The organism is Mucilaginibacter sp. (genome assembly GCF_028288105.1).
GTDB lineage: Bacteria > Bacteroidota > Bacteroidia > Sphingobacteriales > Sphingobacteriaceae > Mucilaginibacter.
The window spans coordinates 1-10,986 of record NZ_JAQBOI010000062.1 but is presented as its reverse complement, the minus strand read 5'-3'; the positions used below and the strand labels follow the sequence as shown (position 1 = coordinate 10,986).

Below are 10,986 nucleotides of genomic sequence, written 5' to 3'. Positions count from 1 at the left end.
AAACAGATTTGACGATATTTATATCATGAAAAACTTCCTTAAGATCCTGCATATAGATGAATATTCATTAACACCTTATTACAGGCAGTTATGCAATGCTATATTACAGGGTATTAATGATAAGCTGATAGATGACAATGATGTTTTGCCATCCATAAATGATCTGAGTATCGCGCTGGATGTTTCAAGAAATATTGTGACAAAAGCATACAATACCTTAAAACAAAGTGGTGTAGTTAGCTCTGTGCCGGGGAAAGGTTATTTTATTTCCAATACCAATATAAACCGGTCTATCAAGGTGCTGCTATTGTTTAATAAGCTTAGCAGCCCCAAGAAAATGATATACGATTCTTTCGCAGAATCATTAGGAGATAGCGCGTCGATTGATTTTTTTATTTATAACAGCAGTTTAAGTTTTTTAAAAAAGATATTGGCCGATAAGATAGACAGGTATGATAAAATTGTAATAATCCCGCATTTTGTAGATAATGGCGAAGAGCCTTTTCAAGTCATCAACCAGATCCCCAAAGAAAAATTGATTTTAGTGGGGAAATTGGTAGATGGAGTAGACGGAAAATTTGCTGCCGTATATGAGGATTTTGAAAATGATATTTATAACTCCCTGGTTGAGTTATTACCACAGGTTAGGCTATATACCTCGCTTGCGATAGTTTTCCCGAAGAATAGCTATTATTCAACCGATATACTTATGGGTTTCCTGAATTTCTGCAAAAAGTATAATTGTGATTATGAAATTATCCCGGACCTTAAAAACGAAAACATATCAAAGAACAGTTTATATATTACACTAACAGAAAATGACCTGGTTGAGCTGGTTGGCAAATTGTTGTCGAACCAGTTGGTGTTGAAAGAGGATATCGGCATTATTTCATATAATGAAACACCATTAAAAAAGTTTATTTTAAACGGGATCACCACAATTTCAGCAGACTTTGATTTTATGGGTAAAAAAGCTGCGGAACTTGTTTTAAGCAATATGGCTGAGCAAATAAAGGTGCCTTTTAATACGATCGTCCGGCCTTCCATTTAGAAACGTAAAGCATGGCTTGCCATTAAGCGGAAACAGTGGGTGACAGTTTTATCAGCTTATAAATTTATTATTGTTAACCAATTATAAACAGGTTAAAAATAAATTATGCAGATAATATTTGGAGTTATATTCCACTTTATAGGCGGCTTTGCGTCTGGTAGTTTCTACATCCCTTACAAAAAAGTAAAAGGATGGGCATGGGAGAGCTTTTGGATAATAGGCGGTATATTTTCATGGCTTATTGTGCCGCCGCTGGCCGCATGGTTAACTATTCCAAACTTTAGCGAGATCATTAAAGCAACAGATGGGCAAATACTATTGCTCACCTACTTTTTTGGTTTGCTTTGGGGCATTGGCGGTCTTACCTATGGCTTGGGGGTGCGCTATTTGGGTGTATCATTAGGCAGCACTATTATACTGGGCCTATGCGCGGTATTTGGTTCAATTATTCCATCTGTTTATTATAATATCTACCCAAAAGAAGGTAAGGATACCTTTAGCATGCTGTTGCATAGCCACTGGGGCCAAATGGTTTTGTTAGGTATTGTTATTTGTACCATCGGTATTATTATTTGCGGGCGGGCAGGAACAATTAAAGAGCGTGATCTGGCCAAAAACCAGCAAGCCGAAAACAATAATAAAGATTACCGTTTTGGATTGGGCATTTTTGTCGCCATTATATCAGGTGTTTTAAGCGCCTGTTTTAATTTCGGGATAGAGGCAGGAAAAACCATGGCCGATATGGCTAATACCACCTGGCAGTCAACCCATGCGGGGCAAGGCAATTTCCTTTTCTCAAATAATGTTACCTACATAGTGATATTATGGGGCGGGTTAACCACCAACTTTATATGGTGCATGATATTAAATGCCCGTAATAAAACATTTGGCGATTATACCAACAAAAAAACACCGTTACTAAAAAACTATCTTTTTTGCGCCCTCGCGGGTACAACCTGGTTCTTGCAATTTTTCTTTTATGGTATGGGCGAAAGTAAATTGGGCAACGGGGCCAGTTCATGGATCTTGCATATGGCTTTCATCATACTCATTGCAAACAGCTGGGGGTTATTTTTAAATGAATGGAAAGGCGTAAGTAAAAAAGCAAAATACACCGTCATTGCCGGCATCTTCACTATAATACTTTCTGTGTTGATAGTTGGCTATGGCAACTCAATAAAATAAATATTCAATAGCATTAAAATTAATTGTATGGCTACCAGCACAACAGAATTTAAACATGTAAGTTACCTTTGGGATGATGAAAAAGCAGCGGCGTTAGCCGGAGACGAGGTCGCCCTGCTTATTTACCGTTCCAACCTTTTAGGTGCCGACCTAAGGCTAACCAATTATGGTGGCGGTAATACTTCATGTAAGGTAACAGATAAAGACCCGCTAACTGGCCAGCAAGTGGAAGTAATGTGGATCAAAGGATCGGGCGGAGATATTGGAACACTGAAGAAAAGCGGCCTTGCTGCTTTGTATGTTGACCGTTTACGCAGCTTAAAAAATGTATATAGGGGCATAGAGCATGAAGATGAAATGGTTGAGCTTTTTAATCACAGCATTTTTGATCTGGCTTCAAAAGCGCCCTCAATAGATACACCTCTGCACGGCTTTTTGCCATTTAAACATATAGACCACCTGCACCCCGATGCGGCTATCGCAATAGCTGCGGCAAAGGATGGCGAAAAGATAACTAAAGAACTATTTGGTGGTACTATAGGCTGGGTTGGCTGGCAGCGCCCGGGTTTTGACCTGGGTTTGCAGTTAAAGGAATGTTTAGATAATAACCCGGGGATACGGGGCATTATGCTGGGATCGCATGGTTTATTTACCTGGGGAGATACCGCTTATGAAAGCTATATCAACACCCTTGAGGTAATAGAAAAATGTGCCGAATACCTGGAGCAGAACTATGGAAAAAAAGGCCCTGTGTTTGGCGGCCAAAAGCTTGAAAGCGCAACAGAGGAAAACCGCAAAAAACAAGCGATAGCTTTAGCGCCTATCCTGCGCGGCTTTTGTTCATCTAACACCAGGATGATAGGGCATTTTACTGATGACGCCCGTGTTTTAGAATATATCAATTCTAATGACCTGGAAAGGCTGGCGCCTATGGGTACCAGTTGCCCCGACCACTTTTTACGCACCAAGATAAGCCCGCTGGTATTATCGCTTCAAAGGGATGAAGATCTGTCTGATGTAAATGCGATCAAAGAAAAACTTACACCGGCTTTTGAGGAATATCGTAAAATGTATGGTGATTATTACAACACCTGCAAGCATGCTAACAGCCCTGCTATACGCGATGCCAATCCGGTAGTGATACTGTATCCGGGTGTTGGTATGTTCACGTTCGCTAAAGACAAACAAACAGCACGTGTGGCCGCTGAGTTCTACATAAACGCTATCAATGTAATGAAAGGCGCCGAAGCTATTTCAGAATATACTTCGTTGCCAAGGCAGGAAGCATTTGATATAGAATACTGGCTGCTGGAAGAAGCTAAGCTGCAGCGTATGCCAAAGCCAAAAGCCTTATCGGGCCGTGTGGCTTTAATAACCGGCAGCGCAGGTGGTATTGGCAAGGCAATCGCTAAAAAGTTTATAGAGGAAGGCGCTGTAGTGGTGCTTAATGATATGAATGCCGAACGCCTTGCAGGTGCCGGTGAAGAGTTCAGAAGCCAATTTGGCAAGGATAGCGTTGCCACTACTTTGTTAGATGTTACCAACCAGGAACAGATAGATCAGGCATTTGCCGAGGCTGTGCTTGCTTTTGGCGGGGTCGACCTGATCGTGAATAATGCCGGCTTATCTATATCAAAAACCATTGCCGACCACCAGGGAAAAGATTGGGATATCCTTTATGATGTATTGGTTAAGGGCCAGTTCTTTGTAACGCAAGCTGCCGTGGCAATCATGAAGAAACAGGATAATGGTGGCGATATCATTAACATAGTGAGTAAAAATGCACTGGTAAGCGGCCCTAATAATGCGGGTTATGGAAGCGCTAAAGCGGCTCAATTGCATTTAAGCCGCCTCAATGCTGCCGAACTTGGCCCTGATAAGATCCGTGTAAACGTGGTTAACCCCGATGCGGTGATCAGCGATAGCAATATCTGGGCCGGTGGATGGGCGGAAGGCCGCGCAAAAGCGTATGGCATTACTGTGGCCGAACTGCCTGCTTATTATGCAAAACGCACTTTATTGAACGAGATAATTTTACCGGATGATATTGCAAATGCTTGTTTTGCCTTTGCCGGCGGGTTACTAAGCAAATCAACCGGGAACGTATTAAACGTTGACGGAGGTATAGCTGCCGCGTTTGTAAGATAATATACACCTAAAGTAAAGCGGGTTAACCTTCCGCTTTACTTTATAAATAAACTTAATATGCAATTAGAGAAGTATGCAATTGATGAGCACAACCATCAGCTGTTAAAAAATCATCAGCGCAATTTTGAACACGTTGCGGCTGATGTTAAAGAACTTGATACTGTAATAAGCAAATTAAAAGCTTTTAACATAGCTATACCCAGCTGGGCATTAGGCACCGGGGGTACCCGTTTTGGGCGATTCTCGGGCGGTGGTGAGCCCCGCAGTCTGGAAGAAAAGCTGGAAGATGTGGGTGTTATTCACGCGTTAAACCGGTCGAGCAACTCTATTTCCTTGCACATCCCATGGGATATTCCTGATAATGCGCAAGCAATAAAAGCATTGGCAACACAATTAGGGTTGCATTTTGATGCGGTAAATTCCAATACTTTCCAGGACCAGGCAAACCAAAAGCATAGCTACAAATTTGGATCGTTACACCATGTTGATAAGGAGGTGAGGCAACAGGCAATTCAACATAATATCGAAGTTATTAAATATGGTGTTGAGTTGGGTTCAAAAGCTTTATCCGTATGGCTGTCAGATGGATCAAACTTTCCGGGGCAGCTTAATTTCCGTGGAGCGTTTCAAAATACGCTTGAAAGCTTGCAGGAGATATATGCCGCATTACCTAACGACTGGAAAGTTTGGGTGGAATACAAACCGTACGAGCCTAACTTTTACTCCACAACAATTGGCGATTGGGGGCAATCATACCTTTTGGCCAGTAAATTAGGCCCTAAAGCAAGCACATTGGTTGACCTTGGTCACCATTTGAATGGTACCAATATTGAGCAGATTGTTTCTATCCTGTTAATGGAAGGCAAACTGGCAGGTTTCCACTTCAACGATTCTAAATATGGGGATGATGACCTTACTGTTGGCAGCATAAACCCGTATCAATTATTCCTGATTTTTAATGAATTGGTGGAGGGCATGGATGTACGTAACATGAACCATGCTACAGATATAGGCTGGATGATAGATGCATCACATAATGTTAAAGACCCGATAGAGGATCTTTTACAATCGGTACAGGCTATTAAAATTGCTTATGCACAAGCATTATTGGTTGATAAAAAGGCATTACAAGCTGCTCAACAAAATAATGATGTAGCGCTGGCGCAAGAAATATTACAAGCTGCCTACCGGACAGATGTGCGCCCGCTAATTGCGCAGGCAAGTTTATTGATGGGAGGGGCATTAGATCCTATAAACGCCTATAGGAAATTAAATGTGAGGGATAGCCTGATCAAAGAGCGCGGAGTAAATACCGTGGCCACAGGTCTGTAATTGATAGGAATATGAGCGCCATACCAGTTATTGCAATATTTGACGTAGGTAAAACCAACAAGAAATTGTTCTTGTTTGATGAAGATTACCAGATTGTATTCGAAAAATCTGCCCGGTTTACGGAAACTGTTGATGAAGACGGTTTCGCATGCGAGAATATTGAAAGTTTACGCTTATCTGTATTCGACTCACTTAGTGAGATCTTTCGCATGAAGGAGTATAAAATAAAGGCGGTTAATTTTTCTGCGTATGGGGCCAGCTTTGTATATGTTGGCGCAGATGGCAAACCACTTACGCCGCTTTACAATTACTTAAAAGAATACCCGGAAGAGCTTAGTCAAAAGTTTTATAACGATTACGGCGGTAAAGAACAATTAAGCGTGGTTACCGCTTCGCCTATATTGGGAAGCCTTAATTCCGGACTGCAGCTTTATCGCATCAAGCATCAAAAGCCGGAGGTATTCGCCAAAATAAAATATGCACTGCATCTACCGCAATACCTTAGCTTTTTATTGTCAGGCCAGCCCTTTTCTGAGCTAACCAGTGTGGGTTGCCATACTTTTATGTGGGATTTTGCGAGGAACAGGTACCATGAGTGGGTACAACATGAAGGATTAACAGCAAAACTGCCACCAATGCTGTCACCCAATAAAGTAGTGCCGGCTTTGTTCCCGGGTAACAACTATAAGGTTGGTATTGGCTTGCATGACAGCTCTGCCGCGCTCATTCCGTACCTGGTTAATTTTAGCGAACCGTTCATTCTTATTTCAACAGGCACCTGGTGCATTAGCCTAAACCCATATAACCATATACCATTAACTACCGAGGACCTTAAAAATGACTGCCTTTGTTATTTACAATACCAGGGGAAACCAGTTAAGGCTTCCAGGTTATTCGCAGGCTATGAGCATGAACAACAGGTAAAAAGGATAGCAGCCCACTTTAACACTAATGCTGTTAAATACCGCCATATGTCCTTTGATCCGGGGATTATTGAACGTTTACAGAAAAGTAAGCCGGAAATGTCGCGGTTTGAAGAAAGAGACCTTAACGGTTTTAAGGATGATATCGAAGCCTATTACCAGTTGATTTTAGACCTGGTAACAGAGCAGATCGTTTCTACGCAATTAGTGTTAGATGGATCTGCGGTAAAAAGGATTTTTGTCGATGGTGGGTTCAGTAAAAATTCGGTGTACATGAATTTGCTTGCAAAGGCCTTCCCTGCGATAGAGGTATTTTCTGCTTCTATGGCCCAGGCCTCGGCTGTGGGTGCCGCCTTGGTCATCCATAAAGAGTGGAACAGAAAAGCGATCCCGAACGATATTATAGAGCTCAAATACTATTCGGCAATCTCAAGTATTTCCATATGAAGGTTGGTTTGTTTATACCCTGTTACGTAGATCAGTTTTACCCGGGTGCCGCTATAGCTACACTACAGCTGCTGGAAAAATTAGGTGTGGATGTTAGCTACCCTAAGAACCAGACCTGTTGCGGTCAGCCTATGGCAAACTCGGGTTTTGCTCACCTTACCGGTGGCTGCGATAAGCTGTTTACCGAAAACTTTCGGCATTTCGATTACATAGTGGCACCTTCGGGAAGCTGTGTACTGCATATCAAAGAACATTTGCATAGCAATGAATATGCGGATGATGCCGCATCCATCCGGAATAAAATATATGAGCTTAGTGCTTTTTTAACCGATATACTACAGGTGGAATCACTGCCTTCAAGGTTCCCTTCAAGGTTCCCGTTTAAGGTTGGCGTGCATCAAAGCTGCCACGGCCAGCGTGGTCTATATCTTTCACAGATGAGCGAACTGGTGGCCCCCGGCTTTTCAAAACCCGGGAAGCTTTTAAATATGGTGGAAGGGATAGATATTGTACCGCTTAACCGACCAGACGAATGCTGCGGATTTGGCGGTACCTTTTGCGTTGCCGAAGAAGCTGTATCTGTAAAAATGGGGAAAGACCGTGTAGAAGATCACCTGTCGCACGGTGCGGAATACATTACCGGCGTAGATATGTCCTGCCTGATGCATATGGAAGGTATATTGAGAAGGCAGGGCAGCAAAGTTAAAGTGATTCATTTAGCGGAAATATTAAACTCGTACCAATGAGCACGGAAACAAAGGATCACGCCGCATTAGCTGACGATTTTAATAAGGATGAAGACAGGGTAGACTGGCATGACGAGACTCTTTGGTGGATTCGTCAGAAAAGAGACAAAGCCGTTAATAAGTTACCCGACTGGGAATTACTTAGAGCTACTGCTTCGGCCATAAAAAATAATGTTCTTTCCAATCTTTCCGCTTACCTGCAGGAGTTTGAAGCAAAAGCGCAAAACAATGGTATCATCGTTCATTGGGCAGCTGATGCTAAAACCCATAATAAAATTGTTTTAGATCTGCTGAACGCTAAGGGCATAAAGCAAATGGTTAAAAGCAAATCTATGCTAACCGAAGAATGCCACTTAAATGAATATCTGGAGAATAACAATATAGAGGTTATTGATTCTGACCTTGGCGAGCGTATTGTACAATTGGCCAAAGAACCGCCAAGCCATATTGTACTGCCATGCATTCATAAAAAGAAAGAAGAGATAGGCGAGCTTTTTCATCTGCATCTGGGTACAGATAAAGGAAATTCAGATCCTCAATATCTGACAGAAACCGCCAGGCAGCATTTGCGAAACATATTCATAACCCGGCGGGCTGCCTTAACAGGAGTAAACTTTGCTATAGCCGAAACTGGGGAATTTGTGGTTTGTACAAATGAAGGCAATGCGGATATGGGCGCTCATTTGGCTGATATACATATTGCCAGTATGGGGATCGAAAAAATAATCCCCGAAAGAAAGCACTTGGGTGTTTTTTTACGTCTGCTTACCAGAAGTGCTACGGGTCAACCAATCACCACTTATTCCAGCCATTACAGCAAGCCGCGCGATGGTAAAGAGATCCACATAATAATTGTAGATAACGGGCGCAGTAAACAATTGGGCAGGGCCGATTTTAGGAACTCTCTTAAATGTATCCGTTGTGGCGCCTGCATGAATACTTGTCCGGTTTACCGCAGAAGCGGAGGGCACAGTTATCACAATGCTATTTCGGGGCCTATTGGTGCCATACTTGCCCCAAATTTGGATATGGAGAAATTTGCCGATCTGCCATTCGCTTCAACACTGTGCGGGTCATGCTCCAACGTATGCCCGGTTAAGATTGATATTCATCAGCAATTGTATAAATGGCGGCAGGTAATAGTTCAAAACGGATATGCCCCGGCGGCAAAAAAAGCAGCTATGAAACTTATGAGTATTACGTTATCCTCGCCTTTTTTGTATCATACCAGCGGTAAAGCAGGAAGGCTGGTTTTACGTTTCGCGCCATTCGCGGTTAATAATCGTTTCAATCCATGGTTTAAACAACGCGACATGCCCGCGCCTCCTAACCAATCTTTTGGTGAATGGTATGCTAAAAACAGATAAAAAATGAACGACCGCGAACAGATCATTAATGCCATAGCAGCAAACCAACCGGCTTTTAGCCCATCACCGGCTACCCATTTTTCTGCGGGAGACCAGGAGGGTTTGGCAAGCCAGTTTGCCGATACCCTTACCGCTATCGGCGGTGTGGTGTTTATTGTTGATAGTTTGGCGGATATCCATCAGCACATAAAGGATAACACATCAGCAGAGCATCGTGTGATCAGTAGAATAGGTGGCATTGCAGGATATAGCGAAGATATTGATACCACTCTTTCGCCACATTCTTTGCAAGATGTAGAAATAGCTGTTTTAAAGGCGCACTTTGGCGTTGCCGAAAATGGTGCTGTGTGGCTGACAGAAGAACTGATGGGGAATCGGGTTTTGCCTTTTATTTGCCAGCACCTGATGATTGCCCTGTATATGAAAGATATTGTTGCCAATATGCACAAAGCCTATGAACGGATAGGGAGCAATTCATACGGCTTTGGTGCTTTCATTGCAGGGCCGTCAAAAACCGCCGATATAGAACAGTCCCTGGTAATGGGCGCGCACGGCCCCAAAACGATGACAGTTTTTCTTATAAGGTCTTAGCTACGGGCTTAGTTTTAACTTAAAGGGGCGATATTTTTCGTATGTATCTGACACCTTCTTCAGATACATAAATATCGTTGTTGTGAACAGCAATTTGGCTGATACCAGAAAACCGGGCTGAAAGTGCCGGCCCATTAACATAGCCCGGTGCTGCACCACCCGCAATGGTTGTTACTTGATGGGTAGTTAAATCAATAGCGCGTACGGCATAACCGTCTGCTACAAGTAAAGTGTTACTATTAGCAACTATTACATCTTCCAGTGATGTAAATTGAGCACTGCTGCCAACGCCATCTGTAAAGCCTTTAGTTGAACCTGCTATAGTAGTAACAGTACCATCAGGGGTGATCTTTCTGATACGGAAGTTTAAAATGTCGGTAACATATAAATTGTCATCAGCATCTACGGCTATGTTTGTAGGAGTATTAAATTGTGCATCGGTGCCGTTATCATCTTTATATCCTGCAGTTCCACCCGCAAATACAGTTCCTACGCCATCAGTCGTACGTTTAATAATAGTATGAGTTCCTGCATCAACTAAATACATTGTTCTATCCCGTGCAACGGCAAAATCAAAAAGATTGGTAAACACAAAAGGTATTTTTATGCCATCTACTATATGGCAAACTTCTACTGGCTCAGATAGAGACTCATTACGGCCATAATGAAGGGATCTGATGGGCCTTTCCTTGCCGATTTCAAGAAAATATATGGTGCCATCACTTGCCATGGTCAGAGAATGTGGGTTAACAAACCGTTTTTTAAATAAAATGGTGCTTACTATACCTTCGGGCGAAATCTTTCTAATACTGCCATTCCCCGTATCAGTAATGTAAAGAGTTCCTGTTGGCGTTGATATGATACCATTAGGTGATGCGAATTTAGCCAGCAGTCGCGGGCCATCTAAATTACCATACTCATGATTTTCAACCCCCGCATACAAAGAGACTACCAACGGGCCTGTAAAGCTACTTAAGGTGGTAGTAGCCAACTGCAGTTTTGAACTTTTATTGATGTTTACCGCGTCTTTTTTGCAAGAGAATAAAGACATTAATAATGCAGCAAATAGGATTACAATAAGGGAACTTTTTAATGTTTTCATGATAAGGGGGTTAAGTAATATTTAAAATATATAACCAAGGCTATCAGTATTTAACAAAGCTACCGGTGTTTAAACTATTAAGTAAGAGAATTTT

At 42.3% G+C, this 10,986-nt stretch carries 9 protein-coding genes; 8 read left to right on the top strand and 1 reads right to left on the bottom strand.

The window, feature by feature from the left end; translation table 11 throughout:
• The 8 genes from JWQ85_RS04500 to JWQ85_RS04465 all read left to right on the top strand — a co-directional run.
• Positions 1-1,051 (top strand): GntR family transcriptional regulator (locus JWQ85_RS04500; protein ID WP_367186181.1); only part of this gene is annotated, 1,051 nt, incomplete at its 5' end.
• 105 nt (positions 1,052-1,156) lie between these two features.
• Positions 1,157-2,236: an L-rhamnose/proton symporter RhaT gene (rhaT, locus tag JWQ85_RS04495; RefSeq protein WP_299464571.1), complete on the top strand. Its 1,080-nt coding sequence runs from the start codon at positions 1,157-1,159 to the stop codon at positions 2,234-2,236.
• Positions 2,237-2,263: 27 nt separating this feature from the next.
• Entirely contained in the window at positions 2,264-4,384 is a 2,121-nt protein-coding gene (locus JWQ85_RS04490) for a bifunctional aldolase/short-chain dehydrogenase (RefSeq protein WP_299464568.1), read from the top strand.
• Positions 4,385-4,441: 57 nt separating this feature from the next.
• Positions 4,442-5,716: a TIM barrel protein gene (locus JWQ85_RS04485; RefSeq protein WP_299464566.1), complete on the top strand. Its 1,275-nt coding sequence runs from the start codon at positions 4,442-4,444 to the stop codon at positions 5,714-5,716.
• An 11-nt stretch (positions 5,717-5,727) separates the two neighbouring features.
• On the top strand, positions 5,728-7,086 hold the full coding sequence (locus tag JWQ85_RS04480) for an FGGY family carbohydrate kinase (protein WP_299464563.1): 1,359 nt from the start codon (positions 5,728-5,730) through the stop codon (positions 7,084-7,086).
• Positions 7,083-7,832, top strand: coding sequence for a (Fe-S)-binding protein (locus JWQ85_RS04475; protein WP_299464559.1), 750 nt, complete (start codon positions 7,083-7,085; stop codon positions 7,830-7,832). The genes JWQ85_RS04480 and JWQ85_RS04475 overlap by 4 nt, the downstream gene beginning before the upstream one ends.
• Complete coding sequence (locus tag JWQ85_RS04470; protein ID WP_299464557.1) at positions 7,829-9,199, top strand: lactate utilization protein B; 1,371 nt, start codon at positions 7,829-7,831, stop codon at positions 9,197-9,199. The genes JWQ85_RS04475 and JWQ85_RS04470 overlap by 4 nt, the downstream gene beginning before the upstream one ends.
• A 3-nt stretch (positions 9,200-9,202) precedes the next feature.
• Positions 9,203-9,790: an LUD domain-containing protein gene (locus JWQ85_RS04465; protein WP_299464554.1), complete on the top strand. Its 588-nt coding sequence runs from the start codon at positions 9,203-9,205 to the stop codon at positions 9,788-9,790.
• Positions 9,791-9,809: 19 nt separating this feature from the next.
• Here the strand turns inward: JWQ85_RS04465 and JWQ85_RS04460 are convergent, their stop codons facing one another.
• The gene (locus tag JWQ85_RS04460) at positions 9,810-10,892 is read right to left on the bottom strand and encodes a hypothetical protein (protein ID WP_299464551.1); all 1,083 of its coding nucleotides are present in this window, start codon (positions 10,890-10,892) and stop codon (positions 9,810-9,812) included.
• Positions 10,893-10,986: the final 94 nt, after the last annotated feature.

Excerpts from the sequence above, each read along its gene's own strand:
- JWQ85_RS04475 (WP_299464559.1), top strand. The coding sequence starts at position 7,083 with ATGAAGGTTGGTTTGTTTATACCCTGTTACGTAGATCAGTTTTACCCG.
- JWQ85_RS04465 (WP_299464554.1), top strand. The coding sequence starts at position 9,203 with ATGAACGACCGCGAACAGATCATTAATGCCATAGCAGCAAACCAACCG.
- JWQ85_RS04460 (WP_299464551.1), bottom strand. The coding sequence starts at position 10,892 with ATGAAAACATTAAAAAGTTCCCTTATTGTAATCCTATTTGCTGCATTA.
- JWQ85_RS04490 (WP_299464568.1), top strand. The coding sequence starts at position 2,264 with ATGGCTACCAGCACAACAGAATTTAAACATGTAAGTTACCTTTGGGAT.
- JWQ85_RS04480 (WP_299464563.1), top strand. The coding sequence starts at position 5,728 with ATGAGCGCCATACCAGTTATTGCAATATTTGACGTAGGTAAAACCAAC.
- rhaT (WP_299464571.1), top strand. The coding sequence starts at position 1,157 with ATGCAGATAATATTTGGAGTTATATTCCACTTTATAGGCGGCTTTGCG.
- JWQ85_RS04470 (WP_299464557.1), top strand. The coding sequence starts at position 7,829 with ATGAGCACGGAAACAAAGGATCACGCCGCATTAGCTGACGATTTTAAT.
- JWQ85_RS04485 (WP_299464566.1), top strand. The coding sequence starts at position 4,442 with ATGCAATTAGAGAAGTATGCAATTGATGAGCACAACCATCAGCTGTTA.